Annotated in this window: 19 protein-coding genes; 15 read left to right on the forward strand and 4 right to left on the reverse strand. The window is 68.6% G+C overall.

All coding sequences use genetic code 11. The features are described 5' to 3' along the window. Positions 1 to 89: 89 nt before the first annotated feature. The 3 genes from ACXYX3_RS08420 to ACXYX3_RS08430 are packed head-to-tail and all read left to right on the forward strand — an operon-like array spanning position 90 to position 3,780. Positions 90 to 2,258: a xanthine dehydrogenase family protein molybdopterin-binding subunit gene (locus tag ACXYX3_RS08420; RefSeq protein WP_458611361.1), complete on the forward strand. Its 2,169-nt coding sequence runs from the start codon at positions 90 to 92 to the stop codon at positions 2,256 to 2,258. Further along, positions 2,255 to 2,794, forward strand: a complete 540-nt coding sequence (locus ACXYX3_RS08425; protein WP_458611363.1) for a 2Fe-2S iron-sulfur cluster-binding protein — start codon at positions 2,255 to 2,257, stop codon at positions 2,792 to 2,794. Before ACXYX3_RS08420 ends, ACXYX3_RS08425 begins: the two co-directional genes overlap by 4 nt. Then, complete coding sequence (locus ACXYX3_RS08430) at positions 2,788 to 3,780, forward strand: FAD binding domain-containing protein (protein ID WP_458611365.1); 993 nt, start codon at positions 2,788 to 2,790, stop codon at positions 3,778 to 3,780. The genes ACXYX3_RS08425 and ACXYX3_RS08430 overlap by 7 nt, the downstream gene beginning before the upstream one ends. Here ACXYX3_RS08430 and ACXYX3_RS08435 read toward each other — a convergent pair. Further along, complete coding sequence (locus ACXYX3_RS08435) at positions 3,777 to 5,372, reverse strand: APC family permease (protein ID WP_458611367.1); 1,596 nt, start codon at positions 5,370 to 5,372, stop codon at positions 3,777 to 3,779. The two genes, ACXYX3_RS08430 and ACXYX3_RS08435, sit on opposite strands and share 4 nt — an antisense overlap. Before the next feature lie 145 nt (positions 5,373 to 5,517). Between ACXYX3_RS08435 and ACXYX3_RS08440 the strand changes: the two genes are divergently transcribed. Then, positions 5,518 to 5,877: a DUF3349 domain-containing protein gene (locus tag ACXYX3_RS08440; RefSeq protein ID WP_458611369.1), complete on the forward strand. Its 360-nt coding sequence runs from the start codon at positions 5,518 to 5,520 to the stop codon at positions 5,875 to 5,877. Between the two features lie 10 nt (positions 5,878 to 5,887). On the opposite strand, the gene ACXYX3_RS08445 is transcribed toward ACXYX3_RS08440, so the two are convergent. Together ACXYX3_RS08445 and ACXYX3_RS08450 are read right to left on the reverse strand one after the other, a co-directional pair. Beyond that, complete coding sequence (locus ACXYX3_RS08445) at positions 5,888 to 6,934, reverse strand: NAD(P)-dependent alcohol dehydrogenase (protein WP_458611371.1); 1,047 nt, start codon at positions 6,932 to 6,934, stop codon at positions 5,888 to 5,890. A 113-nt stretch (positions 6,935 to 7,047) separates the two neighbouring features. After that, the gene (locus ACXYX3_RS08450; RefSeq protein WP_458611373.1) at positions 7,048 to 7,713 is read right to left on the reverse strand and encodes a TetR/AcrR family transcriptional regulator; all 666 of its coding nucleotides are present in this window, start codon (positions 7,711 to 7,713) and stop codon (positions 7,048 to 7,050) included. Positions 7,714 to 7,937: 224 nt separating this feature from the next. Here ACXYX3_RS08450 and ACXYX3_RS08455 point away from each other — a divergent pair, with 224 nt between their 5' ends. From ACXYX3_RS08455 to ACXYX3_RS08505, 11 genes are read left to right on the forward strand one after another with little or no spacing between them, the layout of a single operon-like run. Further along, positions 7,938 to 9,947 (forward strand): dipeptide ABC transporter ATP-binding protein, encoded by a 2,010-nt coding sequence (locus ACXYX3_RS08455; RefSeq protein WP_458611375.1) that lies wholly within the window; start codon positions 7,938 to 7,940, stop codon positions 9,945 to 9,947. Beyond that, positions 9,947 to 10,819: an ABC transporter permease gene (locus tag ACXYX3_RS08460; protein ID WP_458611377.1), complete on the forward strand. Its 873-nt coding sequence runs from the start codon at positions 9,947 to 9,949 to the stop codon at positions 10,817 to 10,819. Before ACXYX3_RS08455 ends, ACXYX3_RS08460 begins: the two co-directional genes overlap by 1 nt. Then, positions 10,816 to 11,820 carry an ABC transporter permease gene (locus tag ACXYX3_RS08465; RefSeq protein ID WP_241204007.1) on the forward strand — a complete coding sequence of 335 codons (1,005 nt, stop codon included), beginning with the start codon at positions 10,816 to 10,818 and terminating at the stop codon, positions 11,818 to 11,820. The genes ACXYX3_RS08460 and ACXYX3_RS08465 overlap by 4 nt, the downstream gene beginning before the upstream one ends. Further along, positions 11,821 to 12,468, forward strand: coding sequence for a cysteine hydrolase family protein (locus tag ACXYX3_RS08470; protein ID WP_241204008.1), 648 nt, complete (start codon positions 11,821 to 11,823; stop codon positions 12,466 to 12,468). Further along, a complete protein-coding gene (locus ACXYX3_RS08475; RefSeq protein ID WP_458611379.1) occupies positions 12,465 to 14,042 on the forward strand; it encodes an ABC transporter substrate-binding protein in 1,578 nt (525 codons plus the stop codon). Before ACXYX3_RS08470 ends, ACXYX3_RS08475 begins: the two co-directional genes overlap by 4 nt. Further along, positions 14,042 to 14,881 carry an N-acyl homoserine lactonase family protein gene (locus tag ACXYX3_RS08480; RefSeq protein WP_458611381.1) on the forward strand — a complete coding sequence of 280 codons (840 nt, stop codon included), beginning with the start codon at positions 14,042 to 14,044 and terminating at the stop codon, positions 14,879 to 14,881. Before ACXYX3_RS08475 ends, ACXYX3_RS08480 begins: the two co-directional genes overlap by 1 nt. After that, a complete protein-coding gene (allB, locus tag ACXYX3_RS08485) occupies positions 14,878 to 16,179 on the forward strand; it encodes an allantoinase AllB (protein WP_458611383.1) in 1,302 nt (433 codons plus the stop codon). The genes ACXYX3_RS08480 and allB overlap by 4 nt, the downstream gene beginning before the upstream one ends. After that, a complete protein-coding gene (locus ACXYX3_RS08490) occupies positions 16,176 to 16,928 on the forward strand; it encodes an aspartate/glutamate racemase family protein (protein WP_458611385.1) in 753 nt (250 codons plus the stop codon). The genes allB and ACXYX3_RS08490 overlap by 4 nt, the downstream gene beginning before the upstream one ends. Then, entirely contained in the window at positions 16,925 to 17,944 is a 1,020-nt protein-coding gene (gene alc / locus ACXYX3_RS08495; RefSeq protein WP_458611387.1) for an allantoicase, read from the forward strand. The genes ACXYX3_RS08490 and alc overlap by 4 nt, the downstream gene beginning before the upstream one ends. Further along, positions 17,941 to 18,456 (forward strand): hypothetical protein, encoded by a 516-nt coding sequence (locus ACXYX3_RS08500; RefSeq protein ID WP_458611389.1) that lies wholly within the window; start codon positions 17,941 to 17,943, stop codon positions 18,454 to 18,456. The genes alc and ACXYX3_RS08500 overlap by 4 nt, the downstream gene beginning before the upstream one ends. Next, entirely contained in the window at positions 18,453 to 19,511 is a 1,059-nt protein-coding gene (locus tag ACXYX3_RS08505; RefSeq protein WP_458611391.1) for an isopenicillin N synthase family dioxygenase, read from the forward strand. The genes ACXYX3_RS08500 and ACXYX3_RS08505 overlap by 4 nt, the downstream gene beginning before the upstream one ends. Here ACXYX3_RS08505 and ACXYX3_RS08510 read toward each other — a convergent pair. Then, complete coding sequence (locus tag ACXYX3_RS08510; protein ID WP_241204203.1) at positions 19,504 to 20,649, reverse strand: iron-siderophore ABC transporter substrate-binding protein; 1,146 nt, start codon at positions 20,647 to 20,649, stop codon at positions 19,504 to 19,506. The genes ACXYX3_RS08505 and ACXYX3_RS08510 overlap by 8 nt on opposite strands. Between the last annotated feature and the right edge of the window lie 76 nt (positions 20,650 to 20,725).

The raw sequence follows: 20,725 nt of genomic DNA on the forward strand, positions 1-20,725 counted from the left end.
GTGGTCGGTGCGCTCTGGGGGCTAGCGGTAAGGGGGTGGTCCGGCCAGCAGCGAGGCGGCCACGGTCGAAATGCACGACACTGGTCGCCATGACGCGTTCGATCGGTCAACCCGTGTCGCGAGTCGAAGGAATGCAGAAGGTGACAGGCGCGGCGCGCTACACCGCGGACACTCCGGTAGACGACCCCACTTTCGCGGTCCTGGTGCAGGCCACGATTCCGCATGGCCGCGTGACCGCCGAGTCGATGGCCGCCGCGGCCGCCAGGGCCGCGAACGCGCCGGGGACCATCTTCGTGCTGACACCGCTGAATTGCCCTGCGCTGCACGTGCTTCCCGAGGACATGACGTGGGATCTGCCGTTGGAGCGCCGCCCGCCGCTGTCGGATCTGACGGTTCAGCACGTGGGCCAGCACTTGGCGATGGTGGTGGCCGACTCGCCGGAGAACGCCACTTACGCCGCGTCGTTGATGAGCTTCGACTACGAGGTCTCGCCCGCTCAGCTGAGCGCCCGGCAGGTGCTGGCCGAGCCGGGCGTCCCCGACGAAGGCCCCGTCCGGCACGGCGTCTACCGGCCCGACCACTTCGTGAAGCTCGACGAGGAGAAGTTGCAGGACCATCGGGGTCCGGCGGACGAACCCGCCGGCGTCCGAGTCGAGTCCACCTATCGCACCCCGATCAACACCCACTATCCGATCGAGCTGTCGGCGACGGTCGCCAGGTGGGAGGGTGAGGACCTCGTCCTGCACGACAGCACCCGATGGATCACCGGCGAACGACGCGCGGTCGCGGCCTATCTGGGGATCGCCGAGGATCGGGTTCGGATTCTCTCGCCGCTGGTCGGTGGTGCGTTCGGCAGCAAGAGCTTCTTGTGGATGCACGTGGTGCTGTGCGCGGTGGCAGCGCGCGAGATCGGCCGGCCGGTCAAGCTGGTGCTGACCCGCGATCAGATGTACACCTCGACCGGTCATCGGCCGCGCACCGAACAAACGGTGAGGCTGGTGGCCGACGACGCCGGCGCCATCACCAGCACCGAACACCACACCCTGACCGAGACCTCGACCGTTGCGCACTTCTGCGAGCCCGCCGGTCTGTCCACGCGGCTGCTGTACCGCTCACCACGAATGAGCGTGTCTCACACCGTCGCCCGCATCAACGCGCCCACACCGTGTTTCATGCGCGGGCCGGGTGAGGCGCCCGGCCTGTTCGCTCTCGAGGTCGCGATGGACGAGCTCGCCGCCGCGACGAACCAGGATCCGCTGCACCTGCGGATCGCGCATGTGACCGATCGTGACCAGACCAACGGGAAGCCGTGGTCGGCCGCCGATCTCGCACAGTGCTACCGGACCGGGGCGCGCCGGTTCGGGTGGGACGACCGACCATGGGCACCGCGATCGTTGACGCGCAACGGGTTTCAGATCGGATGGGGGATGGCCACGGCGACCTATCCGGGCCGGCGCATGCCGGCGAGCTGCCGGGTGCAGACGCTGCCCGACGGGCACGTGCGGTTCAGCGCCGCCACTCACGAGGTGGGCACCGGCGTACGCACCGTCATGACCCAGGTCGCCGCCGACACCACAGGCCTGCCGCTGGATCGGGTGAGCTTTCATTCCGGCGATTCGTTCTTCCCCAACGCCCCCTACAGCGGGGCGTCGCAGACGACGGCCACCGTCGGCTCTGCTGTGTACGCCGCGGCCTTGGAATGGACGCGCCGGCTGGGCGGTCGGGCATTCCCCACCGACAACGTCACCCCCGAGCTGGCAGCAGAACTCACCTTCACGGCGACGAGCGACGGCGCACCGGACGGTGGCGCGGTCTCGCAGTCCTTCGGTGCGCACTTCTGCGAAGTCGAGGTCGACGAAGCGCTGGGTCGGGCGACGGTGACCCGCTGGGTGGCGGTGATGGACTGCGGGCGCGTGCTCAACCCGAAGCTGGCGGCCAACCAGGTGATGGGCGGCATCACCTTCGGGCTGGGCATGGCGCTGCTCGAACAGGTACCGCACGACCCCATGACCGGAGCGCCCCTGGGCGAGTACTACGTACCCACCCACGCCGATCGACCGGAATTCGACATCACCTTCCTCGAGCATCCCGATCACGAGCTCGATCCGATCGGTGTGCGCGGCATCGGGGAGATCGGCGCGTGCGGGGTGCCCGCCGCCATCGCCAACGCCATCCACCATGCCACCGGAAAACGGTTGCGCTCCCTACCCATCGTCGTGGAGGACCTGATGGAATTCGGTACGGAAGGACGGCTGTGAGCACCCGTGCACATCGCGTCCAGCTCACCGTCAACGGTGTGCCGCACGAGATCGACATCGACATCCGCTCGACCCTGCTCGACCTGCTCCGCGAGCGGTTGCTGCTGACCGGGACGAAGAAGGGGTGCGATCACGGCCTCTGCGGCGCGTGCACGGTCGAGGTGAACGGCCGCCGGGTGTTGAGCTGCCTGACGTTGGCCGCCTCCATAGACGGCGCAGAAGTCGACACGGTCGAGGGGATCGCCGACGGGGACACCCTGGACCCGATGCAGCAGGCGTTCATCGACCACGACGGCTTCCAGTGCGGGTACTGCACACCGGGTCAGCTGTGTTCGTCGCGGGCGGTGCTGCGCGAGTTCGCCTCGGGCGATCTGTCGGCGGCGACTTTCGAGGGACCGCACGAGGACGTGGTGTCGGGCCCGCCCCGGCTGACGGAGGCCGAGATCCGGGAGCGGATGGCGGGCAACATCTGTCGGTGCGGCGCGTATGCGAACATCGTCGCCGCGATCAGCAGCGTGCACGGGCAGCCATGCTGACCTTCAGCTACCACCGCGCGGTGACGCTCGACGACGCGGTCGGGCGCGCTGCCGGCGGTGCGCGCTACTACGCCGGCGGTACGAACCTGCTCGATCTGATGAAAACCGGAGTCGAACATCCCGACGCGCTCGTCGACGTCGGTTCCCTGCACCTCGATTCGCTGTATGCCACCGAGGCGGGTGGGGTGCACATCGGCTCGGGGGTGTCCAACAGCGCGGTCGCCAACGACCCGCTGGTGCGGGCGTCGTATCCCATGCTCTCGCAGGCCATTTTGTCGGGAGCGACCACGCAGATCCGCAACATGGCCACGGTCGGCGGGAACCTGATGCAGCGCACGCGCTGCCCCTACTTCATGAACCCGGAGCTGCGCGCCTGCAACAAGCGCGACCCGGGGACGGGCTGCGCTGCCGTGGACGGGTTTCACCGCGAACACGCGATCTTCGGCGCGGCGGCCTCAGATGCGTCGTGCATCGCCGTGCATCCCTCCGACATGGCGGTCGCGCTCGCTGCGCTGGATGCCGTCGTCCACGTCACCGGGTCCTCGGGTTCGCGGTCGATTCCGATCGGCGACTTCTTCGCCCTGCCCGGCGACCGGCCGCAGCGCGACACCACTGCGGCGCCGGACGAGCTGATCACCGCAGTCGAGCTGCCCGCCAGCGAATTCGGCAGGCACAGTTGGTATCTCAAGGTCCGCGATCGCCACAGCTATGCGTTCGCGCTGGTGTCGGTCGCAGCGGGCCTCGACGTCGTCGACGGGGTGATCCGATCGGCGGCGGTGGTGCTGGGCGGCGTCGCGGCCACCCCGTGGCGGGTGCCGGCGGCCGAGGCGGAACTGGTGGGCAATACGCCGGGACCCGAGGTGTTCGCGGCGGCCGCGCGCGCCGCCGTGGCGGGCGCGGAGCCGTTGAGTCAGAACGCCTTCAAGGTGACACTGGCCCACAACAGCGTCATCCGAGCATTGACGCGCGCCGCTGCACGCGCCTAGCTGCGCTCGTGGGCGTCCTCCATGACCGTGCGTCCGATCTCGGCGTAGGTGTCGGGCTTCGCATAACGCAACCACAGCGCGTACGCGATGCCGATCACGAACACCGCGAGGATGAAGAACGGCGCGTTCTTGAACACCAGTGAGTTCGCCGCGTACCCGGCCGCGAAGGCCCGGTTGTCCCACAGCAGCCACACGACATAGGCCATCGCGACGCCGCCGAGCAAGGGGCAGACCAGGGTGGTGATCACGTTGCCGCGGTGGGTCTTTCGCACCCAGAAGTACCAGATCACCGCAATCGAACAGATGGCCTGCACCAGCAGGATCGCCGCGGTGCCGATCAGGGCGAGGAGGCCGTAGATGTTGACGTACGGCACCAGCGTCGGGGTGTCGACCGGCACGCCATCGGCGTCGGGCACCTGCACGGCGGTGAACACCGCGAACAGCAGGACGATCACCAGCGTGATCACGCTCTGCACCGCCGAGGAGATGTAGGGAGAGCCGTGTTTGGGGTGCGCGGCGCCGAGGGTGGACTTGACCGCGTTGACCGGGATCTCGCGGCCGAGGGCGAACAGGTACCGCGACGCTGCGTTGTGGAAGGCCAACGCACAGGCGAACGAGCCGATCACCAACAGGATCTTGTACACATCGAGCAGGAATCCGCCGAGATTGGCATGCACCAGGTTGAAGAACAGATCGAGCGGCGACGAGCTGATCGACGCCTCGACCGACGTCTCCGCACCGTTGCCGGCCAGCACCATCGCGGAGATGAACGTGTAGAACAGGCCCAGTCCGATCACCGCGATCAGCGTGGCGCGCGGGATGATCTTCTTCGGGTTGCGCGATTCCTCGCCGTAGACGGCGGTGGTCTCGAAACCCACCCAGGACCAGAATGCGAAGAACAGACCGATCGCCATCGAGCCGGCGGCCGCGGCCGTGCCGAAGGCACCCTCGGGCAGGCTCTCGAACGCATTGTTGAGCAGCACGGTCTGATCGAGCATGAACCCGTCGGGTCCGCCGCCCTTGGCGATCACGGTGAACGCCAGCGCGAACAGGATCAGAACTTCGGACACCAGGGTGACCCCGAGGATCGCGGCGGTGAGGCTGATGTGGAAGTGGCACAGCACCCCGATGACCACGATCGCGGCGATCGCGAACACCAGCCACGGAATGTCAACTCCCACGATGGTGTTCACGGCGTCGTTGGCAAAATAGGCACAACCGCCGATCAGGGAGCCTTCGAACACCACGTAGGCGAAGGTCGCCAAGAAGCCGCTGGCCATACCCCACACCTGCCCGAGGCCGTGGGAGATGAAGCCATAGAACGCGCCGGTGGTGGTGATGTGTTTGGCCATCGCCACATAACCGAGGGCGAACAGTGTGAGGGCGATGGTGGCGAACAGGAAACCGGCCGGTGCGCCGAGACCGTTGCCGAAACCGACGGCGATCGGCACGTTTCCGGTCATGGCGGTGATCGGTGCGGCGTTGGCGACCGCCATGAAGATGACCGCGACCATGCCGATCGCGCCCTTCTTCAACCCCGCGGGCGCAGCGGTGGTGACTGCAGCGGGTTCAGCTGCGGATTCGGTGGCCATCGCGTCTCCTGGATACGTGATCAGTGCGAGAACGGCCCGCCCGCAGGCGGACCGAACGACAGCGTCGCACTGTATAGACCACGCGACAACCTGGGAAATGAAGTGTTTACACAGCACCCAGCGAGCACACAGGTGACCTTCGGACATGGCGCGGCGCTGCGGGGCGAATCAGAATGAAGCGGTGACCGCCACGTCGTTGCTGAATTCGATCCTGAACTGGCTTCGCGCGGGTTACCCGACAGGTGTGCCGGGGCCCGACCGCGTGCCGCTGTTGGCGCTGTTGCGGGCCACGCCGCTCACCGAAGAGCAGATCGGGCAGGTGATCAGTCACATCACCGAGACCCCACACCCGGAGGGGCCACTCGAGCGTGACGTGATCGCCACGTTCATCTCCGACGTCACCCATCACGATGCGGGACCGGAGAACGTCGCACGCGTGGCCGCCCGGTTGGCGGCGGCCGGTTGGCCGCTCGCCGGGGTGACCACCGACGAGCGGCCGAACTGACGGACTCGACCTACCTGAGCGTCGAGGTGTCGATGACGAACCGGTAGCGCACGTCGCTGGCGAGCACGCGCTCGTATGCCTCGTTGACGTACTCGGGCTCGATGACTTCGATCTCCGGGGTGACGTCGTGCTCGGCGCAGAAGTCGAGCATCTCCTGGGTCTCGGGGATGCCACCGATCATGGAACCGGACAGGCTGCGACGCATGCCGGCGAGCGGGAACGGCGGAACCTCCATGGGCCGCTCGGGCATCCCGAGCTCGACCAGCGTGCCGTCGCGCTTGAGCAGGCCGAGGTAGGCGCCGAGGTCGAGATTCGCCGACACCGTGTTGAGGATCAGGTCGAACTTGCCCCGCAGGGCTTTGAAGGTGTCGTTGTCGCTGGTCGCGTAGTACTCGTCGGCGCCGAGGCGCAGACCGTCCTCCATCTTCTTCAGCGACTGGCTCAGCACGGTGACGTGGGCGCCCATCGCCTTGGCGAGCTTCACGCCCATGTGGCCGAGGCCGCCGAGACCGATGATCGCGACGTTCTTGCCGGGGCCGGCCTCCCAGTGGCGCAGCGGGCTGAACAGCGTGATGCCCGCGCAGAGCAGGGGTGCGGCCTTGTCCAGCGGAATGGAGTCGGGGATCCGCAGCACGTAGTTCTCGTCGACGACGATCGCGCCGCTGTAGCCACCCTGGGTGGGCTCGCCGTCACGGCCGACGGCGTTGTAGGTGCCGACCATGCCGGTGCCGGTGCAGTACTGCTCGAGGCCTTCCTTGCAGTTGTCGCACTCGCGACAGGAATCGACGAAACAGCCGACGCCGACGTGGTCGCCGACCTTGTACTTGGTGACCTCGGAACCGACCTCGGTCACCACACCGGCGATCTCGTGACCCGGGACGACGGGGTAGTTCGGCTGTCCCCACTCGGCTTTGACGGTGTGGATGTCGGAGTGGCAGATCCCGGCGAAGTGGATGTCGAAGGCGACGTCGTGCGGGCCCACGTCGCGCCGGGTGATCGTGGTCTTGGTGAGCGGCTCGGTGGCCGAGGTGGCTGCGTATGCGGAAACGGTGGTCAAAGTGTCATCCTCTTCTCGTCTTCACTGCATGAGCGGCCCGCGCCGCGGGCCGAGCACTTCAACGTCGAGAATGCCCCGTATTCATCCATGCGCATACCTCTCGGTGAGAATCGTCACCGGTTGGCCGCGGTCAGTGCCTCTCGGGTGCGGTCGTGCAACGCGGTCGGGTCGGCGACGCCGAGAACTCTCAGACAGGCGTCGGCGACGTGGCCGGGGAGCCGTTGCCGGGCCGTCCCCTCGGGCGTGGACCACATGTTGACCAGGGATTCGACCAGTCGGAACGGTAGGTCGGCGGCTGCCGGATCGACGCCGGTGCCGGCGAGGATGGTCGTGCTCAACTCGAGGTAGTGCCGGCGCAGCCGCTCCCGTTCGGAGTAGAAGGGTTCCAGGCGCGCGTCGCGCAGCTCGGGCAGCAGATAGAGGGCGCCCAGGTTCCACCGTCCGCTGAGGAGCGCTCCGCCGTCGAAGACCGCCAGCGCGTGCAGCTGCTGAGCCTCGGTCATCGCGGGTTCCGCCTCACGCAGGACGGGAATGATCGACAGCGTGGGGGAGACGGTCTGGCTCAGCAGCGCGCACAGGATGTCGTCTTTGGTCTTGAAGTAGTGGTACAGCGACGCCTGCCGGATGCCGACGGATTCGGCGATGTGGCGCGTCGAGGTCCCCGCGTAGCCCTGCGTGGTGAACAATTCACCTGCGGCATCGAGGATTTCGTCGCGAGCGGTGACACCAGGGCGGCGCTGGGCCTGCAGCCGGGGTCGTCCCGCGCGGGTCAGCGGCATGGCTTCATCGTGTCTCATGGCCCGCCGGTTCGGTACCGCGGTTCATATCTGTCACACGATAGAAACACGGGACACCCATCGGTTACCTCGGCCGTCAATTGGTTACGCCAGCGACACCCACCGGGCGTCCAGTCCGAGAAAACTGTCGATCGACAGGCCGGCCGCACATCGACGCGCAGCCCGCCGCGCTCACATTCACCACCCGAGACCTCAGGAGCGTCCACGTGGGCACCACCGCATCCACCGTTGCCGACACGGCGGCGGTCCCGGACGCGTCGGCGACGGGAACCCCGGTGGCCACGGTCGCTGACCTGCACGTCACGTTCTCCCGCCGGGGCCGCGACATCCACGCCTTGCGAGGTGTGTCGTTGGCGATCGCACCGGGTGAGATCGTCGGGTTGGTCGGTGAATCGGGATCGGGCAAGAGTGTGCTCGGCTTCAGCATGCTCGGGTTGCTCGCCGACGGTGCCCGGGTCGGCGGCCGGGTCCGCGTCGCCGGGTCGGACATGCTGCCCGGAACGCCCGGGTTCGACGCCAAGAACCTGCGGAAGGTGCGCCGTCTCGATCTCGGTGCGGTGTTCCAGGATCCGATGACGTCGCTGAACCCGACGATGCGCATCGGTAAACAGGTCGAAGAGGTCGCAGGCAGCCCCGCCGAGGCGTTGCGGCTGTTGACCGCCGTCGGGATTCCCGACCCGAAGTCCCGAATGCGCGCCTACCCACATGAGCTGTCGGGTGGTCTGCGGCAGCGCGTGATGATCGCGATCGCGATCGCCGGCGATCCGGAGCTCGTCATCGCCGACGAACCCACCACCGCCCTCGACGTCACCGTGCAGGCGCAGGTGCTGGCCCTTCTGCAGCGGTTGCGCGACGAGATCGGCTGCAGCATCGTCCTGATCACCCACGATCTCGGTGTCGCCGCGCAGATCGCCGACCGGATCGCGGTGCTCTACGCCGGACGCATCGCCGAGATCGGGCCCACCGCAGATGTTCTCGCCAGCCCCGCGCATCCCTACACCGCAGGCCTGCTCGGCTCCCGGCTGACGCTGCACACCGCGCGGGACCGCACACTGGCGGCGCTGGCGGGCTCGGTGCCCAGCGCTGCCGATCCACTGCCGGGTTGCGCGTTCGTGCCCCGCTGCGTTCTCGCCGCGCCGGAATGCGAGCAGACTCCGCCGGATCCCGTCGCGATCGGCCCGGGACGGGTCAGTGCCTGCGTGCGCACCCCCGCCGACGTCGCCGAGCATTATCGGACACCCGTCGAACCCGGCGCCGATGCTGCCGCAGCAGAGGCGGTCTCGGGCGAGGACGGACCTCCCGCCGTGGACCTGCGCGACGTCACCAAGACCTTCACCGTCGCACGACGCTGGCTCGATCGCACCTCCGGAGCGGGCAAACTCCAAGCGCTACGCGGGGTTTCGCTCCGGGTCGCGCACGGCGAATCGGTGGCGCTGGTCGGGGAGAGCGGCTCGGGCAAGTCGACGCTGCTGCGGGTGATCGCCGGTCTCGAGAAGGCGACCTCGGGCACCGTGGCGCTACCGGACGGGCAGCGACCCCAGATGGTGTTCCAGGACGCCGGCGCATCACTGACGCCGTGGCTGTCGGTCGGTGAGATCATCGGCGAGCGGATCCGCAGGAGTTCCCGCGCCCAGCGCCGCGCTGCGGTGACCGAGGTGCTCGAACGCGTCGGGCTACCGGCCGACATCGCCACCGCCCGAGCCGGTCAGCTCTCCGGCGGGCAGCGGCAGCGCGTCGCGCTGGCGCGGGCCACCGTGATCCCGCCGTCGGTGCTGCTGTGCGACGAGCCGACCAGCGCGCTGGATGTGTCGCTGGCCGCGTCGGTGCTCAACCTGATCGCCGAGCTGCGCCGCTCCCTGAACATGTCGGTGCTGTTCGTGACCCATGACCTGGCGGTGGCACGCGTCGTCGCCGATCGCATCGCGGTGATGTACCTGGGCCGGATCGTCGAGATCGGCTACGCGGATCAGGTGATCAATCGGCCCGCCCATCCCTACACCCAGGCGCTGGTCGCCTCGATTCCCGATCTCGGCCGCGAATTGCGATCGCTGTCAGGCGAACCCGCCAGCCCGCTGGCGCCGCCGGATGGCTGCGCGTTCCACCCGCGCTGCCCGATCTCCATCGATGCATGCGCCGACCCCGGCCTCGACGTCCGGCTCGAGGGCCGCCCCGGCAGCGCACACCGCGTGGCCTGCATCGAACGGAGGGCCGACTGATGGCGTTGGCGGTCCAGATGGCCCCGGTTCGCTCCCGGCGTCTCACGCGCCTGCTACGCATGCCGACATCGACGCTGCCCCTGCTGAACTGGATCGGATTCGCCTCGATCTTCGTCGTCACGATCGTCGCAGTGGCGGTGCCGGTGCTCGCCCCGCACGACCCCCTGCTGCCCGTGAGTATGCCGCTGCAGCCGCCGGGCACCGACGGGTTCCTGCTGGGCACCGACAGCATCGGCCGCGACATCCTGTCCCGGGTGCTCTACGGCGCGCGGTCCAGCTGGTTCGCCGCCCTGGTCGTCGTCGCCGTCGGGTTGTTCATCGGCGGGCTGATCGGCCTGATCGCCGGCGCGGCAGGCGGCTGGCTCGACACCGTGCTGATGCGCATCACGGACGCCTTCCTCTCACTGCCTGCGCCGGTGCTCGCGATCGCCGTGGTCGCCGCGCTCGGACCGGGGTTCGTCCACACGTTGATCGCGGTGTCGATCGTGTGGTGGCCCTTCTATGCACGGCTCATCCGCGGAGAAGTGGCACGGTTGGCGGCCCGCCCGCACGTGGAGGCCGCAAAACTGGCCGGGGTCAACCCGATTCGGCTGGCCATCCGGCACCTACTGCCCGGCGCGCTGCCCAATGGTCTGGTCGCCGCGAGCCTCGACATCGGCACGCTGATCCTGACCCTGGCTGCGCTGTCCTTCCTCGGGCTCGGGCAGGCCGCACCGGCGCCCGAATTGGGCGCCGACTCCGCGCGCAACCTCAGCTACTTCCTGCAGCAGTGGTGGATCCCGGTGATGCCGGGCCTCGCCGTGCTCGTGCTGGCTCTCGTGGGGAACATCGCAGGCGACTGCCTGCGCAATCTGATGAAGGACCGCGCATGAAGACGTTCGTGATGACACGAGTGGGTGCGATGTTCGCCATCCTGATCGCGTTGACAGGGGTGATGTTCCTGCTCCAGCACATCTCGCCGCTGGACCCGGTGAAGGCGCAGCTGGGGGCGCAGGCATCCGGTGCGGCCGTCGCTGCGCGCCGGGAGGCGCTGGGCCTCAACGACCCTGTGCTCGTACAGTTCTGGAACTATCTGACGGGCGCTGCGACCGGTGACCTCGGCACGTCCTATCGGACCAGGCACCCCGTGCTGTCCGATCTCGGCACGTTCTTCCCCGCGACGCTGGAACTGGCGATGTACGGTCTGGTGATCGCGCTGGTGCTCGCCGCCCTTCTCGCGTTCAGTACCACGCTGAAATGGCCTGGCGCGCAGGTGTTGCGCGCTGTCCTGTTCACCAGCTCGTCGGCGCCGATGTTCCTGCTCGGCATTCTCGGGCTGCTGGTGTTCTACAAGACGCTCGGATGGGTGCCGGCCAACGGCCGGACCGGGCTGGCCGACCTCCCGGACGGACCGACCGGGCTTCTCACAGTCGACGGACTCCTGCACGGCCGGTTCGACGTCGTCGGCGACGCGCTGCACCACCTCCTACTGCCGGCCGTCGTCATAGCGCTCGGGCCCGCGGTGGCCATCGGACGGGTGCTGCGCAGTAGCCTGCTCGACGACATCGACAGCGACTACGCCCGGACGGCGCGCGCCAAGGGTCTGTCGGAAACCCAGATCATGGCCCGCCACGTGCTGCGCAACAGCGTCGGTGCCGCATTGTCGATGACGGGATTGCAAGTCGGCCTGATGTTCTCCGGCGTTCTGGTCGTCGAGCAGGTGTTCGGCTGGCCGGGCATCGGGCAGTACATCGCCCAGAGCATCCCCGTCGCGGACTTTCCCGCCATCGCCGGCGTCACGCTCATGCTCGGCGCCCTCTACGTCGTCATCAACACGGCCGTGGACCTGCTCCAGGCCGCCGCAGACCCCCGCATCGCAGTCACAGGAGGATAGGTGCCGAAACAGCCACTGATCGTGGGCAATCCCGTGCTCGTCGTCGTCGACATGCAGGAAGCCGGCGGTATGCCCGCCGAGGAGGTGGGCATCGAACACATGCCCGGCTACGACGACCGCGTCGCCCGCGCCCAACGCATGATCGACGCCGCCCGTGCGGCGGGCATCCCCATCGTGTTCTTCCAGGAGGTGCACCGGCCCAGCGGTATCGATTTCGGCCGGGAACTCGACGGTGTGGAGGGTGAGCACTGCGTGGACGGCCGCCCGGGCACTCCGCTGCACCCCGCGCTGCTGCCCGACCTCGACGGGCCCAACCACGAGTTCCACATCGTCAAACGGCGCTACTCCGGCTTCATCGGAACGGAGTTCGAGATCGTGCTCTCCGGGCTCAAAGCCGACACGCTGATCCTCATCGGCGGCCTCACCGACGTCTGTGTGCACTACACGTTCGCCGACGCCCACCAGCGCGATTTCTACGTGCGCGTGGTGACCGACTGCGTCGGCGGCTCGACGCAGTACCGCCACGACGCAGCGCTCGACGCGATGGAGTACCTGCAGACCGGTGCCATGCGCACCACCGAGGAAATCCTCGACGCCTTCGCCGGAATCGGCGCGGCGACACCTGTTCTGGAAGGAGCGGCACGATGAGCCGACGTCTGAAGTTCGGCGCCGCCCTGGCCGCGCTCGTGCTGACCCTGAGTGCCTGCGGTGGTTCGGATTCCGGAAGCGGTGCGTCCAGTGCGGCGCCGACCGACAAGGTGCTGCATCTGTCGTTCCTGCAGGACCCGGGCCAGCCCCCCGACCCGGACATCTTCTACGCCGGCCAAGGTCTGCTGCTGACCACCAACACCTACGAAGGTCTGCTGCAGTACAAGGCCGGCACCGAGAAGCCCGAGTTCGAGCCGCTGCTGGCGACCGAGTGGACGGCCTCACCCGACAACCGGGTCTACACCTTCAAGCTGCGCCAGGGCGTGAAGTTCCACGACGGGACGCCGTTCACGTCCGCGGCGGTCAAGGCCTCCTTCGACCGGCGGGCCGCGGTCAACCAGGGACCCGCGTACATGGTCGCCGACATCGAATCGGTCACCACCCAGGGCGACTACGACGTCACCGTCACGCTCAAGGCACCCAACTCGGCGTTCCTCGACTACCTGGCCTGCCCGTACGGCCCGAGGATGCTGAGTCCCGAAGGGCTGCAGAAGAATGCCGGTGCCGACAATGCGCAGGGCTACCTCACCACCCACGACCTGGGTACCGGCCCGTACACGCTGACCGCCGCCGAGGTCGGTTCGAAGTACGAGCTGACCGCCTTCGCGGACTACTGGGGCACGAAGCCGTACTTCGAGAAGGTCGACATCCCTGTGATCACCGACGTCTCGGCGCAGCAGCTGCAGTTCAACAACGGTCAGCTCGCCGCGATCCTGCACGATCTGCCCTCGTCGGCGGTGCAGTCCTACCTCGACAACAAGTCGTTCACCAACTATTCCCTGCCGACCATGATGTCGAACTTCGTCTACATCAACCCCAAGAAGGGGATGATGACCGACGCGAAGAACCGCAACGCCGTGATGCAGGCCGTGGACGTCGACGAATTGGTCAAGCAGACCTATTTCGGCCGCGGAAAGAAAGCCGAGCAGATCTATCCGCCGAACATCATGGCGGCGCAGTACGCCAAGCAGTCGGTGGCCCACGATCCGTCGGTACTGTCCGGCATCGCGGCAGGCCTGCCCGCCGACCAGAAGGCCGTCACCATCGGCTACGACTCGTCCAACCCGGACAACCAGCTGATCAGCAACCTGCTCCAAACCCAGCTGGCCGCAGCCGGTCTGACTGCCAAGGTGCAGGCCTACCCGACCTCGGAGATCTACGGGTGGATCGGCGGTGACGGGCAGGCGGGCCCCGAGATCATGACCTACCTCGGGTGGCCCGACGCACCGTCGCCCTACACGTGGGGCCACATCTCCTGGGACGCCGACGGTGGTCTGAACTTCTTCGGATGCTCCTCTCCCGGGATCACCGATGCGCTGGCCAAGGGCTTGCCCACCGGATCGGACGCCGACTTCTCCACCGCGGGTGAGGAAGCGGTGAAGACGGGCTGCTGGCTGAACGTCGCCGACGTCAACGACTTCATGGTGGCCCAGCCGTGGCTCAAGGGCGTCGAAGCGGCCCACGTCGTGACGAACCCCAATTCGCTGCGCCTGGCGGCACTGTCGGTGGGCTGATGGCAACGCTGACGCAGCGCAGCGGGGTCCGGCGGATCGTTCTGCTCACCCTGGGGTGGGAAGACCTGCCGAAGTCGGTGTCGGTGCACGGCGCACCGTCGGACATCAGGCTGCGGGAGCCGGTTCCCGGTGTGCTGCTGCAGACCGACGGTGGCTGGGTCCTGCTCGACACCGGGTTCAACACGGCGCTGATCCGCGACCCATACCTGCGGCGGCGCTACTACCCGAGTGTCGAGTACCAGCCCATCCTGCCCGGACCCGGGGAGCCGATCGAAGAGTCGTTGTCCGGCATCGGAATCGACGTCGACGACATCCGGGTGGTGGCGGTGTCGCATCTGCACACCGATCACGCCGGCGGACTGAAGCTGTTCGCCGGCAGGGTGCCGGTGCACGCCCAGCGGCGGGAGCTGGACTACGGGTTGTCCCGTCATCCAGAGCCTGAGCGGCATGCGATCTTCCGGGTGGACTTCGACGATCCGTCGATCGACTGGCAGCTCGCCGACGGCGAAGCCGACATCGCCCCCGGGATCACCGCGGTGCCCACCTACGGGCACACCCCGGGGCATCAGAGCTTCGTCGTGGAACTCGACGAGACCGTCTGCGAGGCCGGGCGGCCCGCAGGATATGTCTTCGCCTTCGACGCGGCAGATCTGACCGAGAACATCGAGAACGAGCTGCCCGTCGGAGGTTTCATCGACGTCCAACCCGAAGACACGGTGGAGCCGATCCGGCGACTCAAACGACTGGCCGAGGAGAAGGGTTATCCGCTGATCCCCGGCCACGACCCGCACGTCTGGCCGGAGATGACGCAGCACTTCGACGAGCGGTTCGCGCGGTGATCGATCTGGTGCTGCGGGCCGATCGGGCGTTGATCGGCGGCACCCTCCGGCCGGCGGCGGTGGCCGTGGCGCGCGGGTTCATCGTCGGTGTCGGCGCTCGCGACACCGCCTACGATGCGCGCGCCGACGTCACCGTGCCCGAGAGTGCCGTGCTGCTACCCGGCTTCGTCGACACCCATGTGCACGTCAGCGAGCCGGGGCCCGACTGGGAGGGTTTCGCCACCGCGACCGAGGCCGCCGCGCGAGCCGGTATCACGACGCTGGTGGACATGCCGCTGGACTCGCTGCCGGTCACCACCACCGTTGCCGCCCTGGAGGCGAAAAGGGAAGCGGCGCAGGGTCGATGCGAGGTTGCGGTCGCGTACTGGGGTGGGGTGGTGCCCGAGAACCTCGGTACGTTGCGGAGTCTCGCCGACGCCGGAGTGCGCGGCTTCAAGTGTTTCCTCGCCGACTCCGGCAACCTCCACTTCGGTCACCTCACGCCGGAGCAGTTCACCGCCGCCGGCCGGGAAATCGCCGATCTCGGCTCGGTGTTGCTGGTACACGCCGAAGACCACGACGTCTTGGCCGGGTGCGGGCCCGCGTCCGGGCGGTCCTATCGGTCGTTCCTGGCGTCACGTCCGGCGGCCGCCGAGGCCGGCGCCGTCGAGCTCGCGGTCGCCATGGCACGCGACACCGGAGCCCACATCCACATCGTGCACGTGTCGAGTGCGCAGGCGGTCGGAATCCTGGCCGCCGCCAAGGCGGCCGGTGTCTGCGTCACCGCTGAGACGTGCCCGCACTATCTGACCTTCACCGCCGACGAGATCCCCGCCGGCGCGACCCAGTTCGCGGCATGTCCACCGATCCGATCCGGCGACGACCGCGACGCGCTGTGGGCCGCGCTGGTCGACGGAACACTCGACATGGTGGTCTCCGATCACTCGCCCTGCGCGCCGGACCTCAAGGGAGCGGGGGACTTCGGCGCCGCGTTAGGAGGCATCAGCTCGCTGCAGGTGAGCCCCCGCGTGGTCTGGACGCAGGCGGAGCGGCGCGGTGTCGGTCTGGCCGAGCTGAGCCAGTGGATGTCGGAACGGCCCGCGCGGCTCGCGGGTTGGACCGACCGGGGCGTCATCGCTCACGGTGCCCGGGCGGACCTGTGCGCATTCGACCCCGACGCGACCGAGGCCGTGACAGCGGCAGAGCTGAGGCACCGGCACCCGCTGACGCCCTACGACGGCATGATGCTGCGCGGCCGAGTTCTCGCGACATGGGTGGCGGGCAGGCAGGTCTACGACGCCACCGGGGTGGCCGCATGAGACTTCTCGTGCTCAACCCCAACACATCGGCGTCGATGGGCGCCGAGATCGCATCGGCAGCGTCCGCGGCCGCCCGTCCGGGCACCGAGATCGTCTGCCGCAGCGCTTCGTTCGGTGCGAGCGCGATCGATTCGGCGGCCGAGAGCTACCTGTCGGCGGTCGCGGTGATGGATGCCGTCGCGACTCTGCAGGAGGCGGCGGAGTTCGATTTCGACGCCGTCGTGCTCGCGGGATTCGGCGAGCACGGCCGCGACGCACTGGCCGAGATGCTGACCGTCCCGGTGTTCGACATCGCCGAATGCGCAGCCCACGTGGCGCACTTGATCGGGCGCCGGTTCTCCGTCGTCACGACGCTCGCCCGATCGATCGCCCCGATCCAGGACCGGCTGCTGCTGGCCGGCCTCGACGCGCACTGCGCCTCCGTGCGGGCCTGCGGTCTGGGCACCGCGGAGGTGGACGCCGACCCCGAAGGCGCGGTCCGGTCCATCGTCGCCGAAGCGGTACGCGCAGTGACCGAGGACGGCGCCGACGTGATCTGCCTCGGCTGTGCGGGCATGGCGGGGGTGACCGCCGCGATCTCCGCGGACGCCGGAGTGCCCGCCGTCGACGGTGTCGCAGCGGCGGTCGCGCTGGCCCAGGCGATCGTCGGGCTGGGGTTGTCGACGAGCAAGGCCGGCGTGTACGCGCCCGGGCCGGCCAACGCGCGCAGCCACTGGCCGCTGTCCGTGGCGCTGGGGCTCGGCTCGTGACCGCACAGAACGGGATCGACCTCGCGTCCCGCATCCTCGGCGGCAGTGTCGTCGCTGCGAGCGACGAATCGTTCGGCGTCAAAGAACGTCTCCTCGATCCGGCCGAACCCGCGTTCCTGCCCGGCACCTACGACCTGCGTGGCGAAGTGGTCGACGGATGGGAGACACGTCGGCACGCCGGACCCGACGGTGATTGGGTCGTCATCCGGCTCGGTGCGGCCGGTGTCGTACATGCCGTCGACGTCGACACCCGGTTCTTCTCGGGCAACCACCCGACCGCATGCCGCGTGGACGCCTGCGTGCTGGGCCTCGCCGACGACCCGACCGCGGCCACTGTGGAGTGGATCTCGGTGACGGAATGGACTGCGCTGAAACCGGATTCGACGAACCTCCTGACTGTCACGGATCGCAGACGGTGGACGCACATCCGGTTGCGGCTCGCCTCCGACGGCGGGGTGGCCCGTGTCCGTGTCTACGGTGAGGTCCTGCCTGACCCGGCCGACTTCCGTGATGTCAGCGTCGAGGTGTCCGGGCTGGAGCAGGGTGGTCGCGTCGAATGGTCCAGCGACAGCTTCTATTCGGATGCCTGCGCACTCATCCGGCCGGACCGTCCCCGCACGATGGGCGACGGGTGGGAGACCCGGCGGCGCCGCGACGTCGGCCCGGAGACACACGACGCCGTCCTGATCTCGTTCGCGGTACCGGCGGACCTGCGCCGGCTGGAGATCGACACCTCGTGGTTCGTGTTCAACGCCTCCCGTGAAGTGTCGGTGCTCGCAACGCGTCACCGGCCGGGCCGCGACGGCTGGGCGATGGTGCCCTTCGACGTCCCGGTGTTGGCCCGCACACCGCTGGCCCCTGATGCCCGGCATCGATTCGCGATCGCCGTCGACGACGTCTGCGCGCTGCGGGTGCAGGCGTACCCGGACGGCGGGGTCGCCCGGGTGAGGGCGATCGGCACACCGACAACGGCGGGCATGAGCAGTCTTCGGTCACGGTGGGACGACGCCCGATGACCGCGGTGTCGGCCCGCGACTGCATCGGATTGTGGCGACGCGTGCTGCTCGTGCCGGCCGACGGGCCGCCGGACATCTCGACCGACGTGCTGTGGCTGCAAGGGCCGACGGGGTATGTGGACACCCGCGGATTCGCCGGCACCCTCTCGCAGAGCGCAGACGTCTTCAGCTGGCGCCGCGACGTCGACACCCACCCGACCGACCTGCCGGACGACGGCCGGATGCGTTGGGAGGGAACCACACTCGTGGAGACCGGTGTTCACGAACGCTACACCGAACACTGGGTGCGCGAAGACGGGCCCGTCGAACCCGCCGGCGCGCTGTTCCTGTCTGCCGGTCCGCAGCGCGCCGTTGCGGTGCGCGTGGGCGACCTGATCGGGTGGGCGACCGCCGCCGGTGCGGTGGTCGCGGATGCGAACCGGATGCAGGCCTGGCAATGCCACCACGACCACGTCGTCGCCGACGGTGTGCGCTGGACGATCACCGCACGAGAAGGAGCCATCACACCGTGACCAGTGCAGTGAGCGCCTCGGGGTCTTTCACGTCGATACCCGTCATCGACATCAGTGGTCTGAGCTCGAACGAGCCCGCCGACCGGGAGCGGGTCGCGGCCGAGATCGGGGCCGCCGCCCGCGTCACCGGCTTCTTCTACATCAGCGGGTCCGGCATCGACGAGGACCTGTTCGAGCAGCTGCTGGCCGCGACGAAGACGTTCTTCGCCCTTCCTCTCGAGGACAAGATGCGCAGCTACATCGGCCTGTCCCGGTGCCACCGCGGATACGTCCCGGTCGGCGAGGAGGGAGTCGAAACCGGGGTCGGCGACTACAAGGAGGCGTTCGACACCGCGCTCGACCTCCCCGCCGACGACCCCGACCACCTGCGCGGAAATCCGATGCTCGGGCCGAACACCTGGCCCGCGGTACCGGGCTTCGCGGAGGCGGTGACGGCCTACTACGACGCGATCATGGCCGTCGGGCATCGGCTGCTCCGGGCGTTCGCAGTGGCCCTGGGGGAGGAGGACCCCGACGTCTTCTCCCGCCACGCCACCAAACCCCCGAGCCAACTACGCCTGGTGCACTACCCGTTCAACCCCGACGCCAGCGACGCCCCCGGGATCGGTGCGCACACCGACTACGAATGCTTCACGCTGCTCAAACCGACAGCGCCGGGCCTGGAGGTGCAGAACGGCAGCGGCGAGTGGATCGACGTGCCGCCGATCGAGGGCACCTACGTGGTCAACATCGGTGACCTGCTCGAACTGTGGACCAACGGAGCGTTCGTGGCCACCAGCCATCGCGTGCGGCGCGTCGCCGAGGAGCGCTACTCCTTCCCGCTGTTCTTCAACGTCGACTACGACACCGTCGTCGCCCCGCTTCCTCAGTTCGCCGACGCGGGCGCCGCGCAACGTCCGGCATTGCGCGCGGGGGAGCACCTGTTCGCCCAGACCGCTCAGACGTTCGCGTATCTACGCCGCCGTATCGACTCCGGCGAGCTGGTGCTGCCCGACGGAGCGCTCGAACCCAACCAGTTCGGTCAACAGTCGCGGCACCGCGACCGGGTCAGTTGATCGGCGCGTTGACCAGCCGGAGGTCGGCCATGATGCCGCGGGCCGCGACGATGCCCTGGCCCGTCTGCCAGACCTCGTTGTTGACGGCGTAGATGCGGTTGTCGCGGTTGGCCGACAACTTCTTCCACGCATCGCTGGTCATCACCTCGTGGGCTCGTTCCCGCGCCTCGGCGGTGGCGAACGAGACGTAGACGATGTCGCCGTCGGCGGCGGAGAAGTCCGGGGAGTCCGCGAGGTCGGTGTCGGTGATCCCCACCTCGACGTAGGGCTTGTCGGAAAAGCGTTGCGTCGGAGGCCGATCGACGCCGACATCGGCGAGCACGCTGGCCGGGAAGTTGTCCGTGCCGAACACGCGCATGGTGGTGTCGGTGAACTGCACCACCGACGCCTGGAAGTGCACCGCGTCGCTGTCGGCGCCCACCCGGTCGGCCTGGCGGTCGAAGTCCTCGACGAGCCGGTTGGCGGCCTCGAGGCGGCCGGTCGCGGCTCCGACGGTGCGCAGGTCGTCCTTCCAGGCCACCCCGGGCGGACCGGTGAACACGGTCGGCGCGATTTGAGCGAGGGCCGGATGGGACTCGGGTGTGAGGCCCACCGAGCCGAGGATCAGGTCGGGGCGCGCCCCGCGCACCGCGTCGAGATCGGGATCGGTGCGGCTGCCGGCGGCAGGCAGCTCGTGGATCACGGTGCCGAGATAGGACGGTTGATCGTCGGAGCCATCGGGCAGGGCGGCTGCGACGATGCGGGACTGCAGCCCCAGGGCGCAGAGGGCATCGAGCTGATCGCCGGCGAGCGCGACGATGCGCTGAGGGTCCGCCACCACCGTCGTGGTGTCCGGGATCGGGGGAGTGATGGCGTGTCCGGTGGCGTTGCGCACCTGACGTTCGGGCGGGCCGTCGTCGAGCGGTGCCGGCTCCGGCGCGCACGACTCGTCCGGCCGCCGGTCATTGCCGAGCACTCCTGCGCCGGCGATGCGGGTGGTGCTGGTGACGATCGACGTCGCACCTGCTGCCGGTCCGGCCGGCTGGTCCGATTGGCCGCACCCGGACAGGGCAGTCGCCACCGCCGCGCCGAGTGCGATCACGGGCAGGCGGAGCGCGCCGCACCGGCGGGTCCACGCTGCTGCCAGCGACACGGCCATCGACACGACGCCGACGGTAACATCGGCGTCTGGCGCGGGGACTCCCGATGCTGGTCACACGGGTCGGCGTCACCGC

This window comes from Mycobacterium sp. Panama NTM2, assembly GCF_054355555.1.

Coding starts and splice junctions, on each gene's coding strand:
- ACXYX3_RS08430 (WP_458611365.1), top strand. CDS start 2,788: ATGCTGACCTTCAGCTACCACCGCGCGGTGACGCTCGACGACGCGGTC.
- ACXYX3_RS08435 (WP_458611367.1), bottom strand. CDS start 5,372: ATGGCCACCGAATCCGCAGCTGAACCCGCTGCAGTCACCACCGCTGCG.
- ACXYX3_RS08480 (WP_458611381.1), top strand. CDS start 14,042: ATGGCAACGCTGACGCAGCGCAGCGGGGTCCGGCGGATCGTTCTGCTC.
- ACXYX3_RS08465 (WP_241204007.1), top strand. CDS start 10,816: ATGAAGACGTTCGTGATGACACGAGTGGGTGCGATGTTCGCCATCCTG.
- ACXYX3_RS08510 (WP_241204203.1), bottom strand. CDS start 20,649: ATGGCCGTGTCGCTGGCAGCAGCGTGGACCCGCCGGTGCGGCGCGCTC.
- ACXYX3_RS08500 (WP_458611389.1), top strand. CDS start 17,941: ATGACCGCGGTGTCGGCCCGCGACTGCATCGGATTGTGGCGACGCGTG.
- ACXYX3_RS08475 (WP_458611379.1), top strand. CDS start 12,465: ATGAGCCGACGTCTGAAGTTCGGCGCCGCCCTGGCCGCGCTCGTGCTG.
- ACXYX3_RS08420 (WP_458611361.1), top strand. CDS start 90: ATGACGCGTTCGATCGGTCAACCCGTGTCGCGAGTCGAAGGAATGCAG.
- ACXYX3_RS08450 (WP_458611373.1), bottom strand. CDS start 7,713: ATGCCGCTGACCCGCGCGGGACGACCCCGGCTGCAGGCCCAGCGCCGC.
- ACXYX3_RS08440 (WP_458611369.1), top strand. CDS start 5,518: ATGGCGCGGCGCTGCGGGGCGAATCAGAATGAAGCGGTGACCGCCACG.
- ACXYX3_RS08490 (WP_458611385.1), top strand. CDS start 16,176: ATGAGACTTCTCGTGCTCAACCCCAACACATCGGCGTCGATGGGCGCC.
- ACXYX3_RS08460 (WP_458611377.1), top strand. CDS start 9,947: ATGGCGTTGGCGGTCCAGATGGCCCCGGTTCGCTCCCGGCGTCTCACG.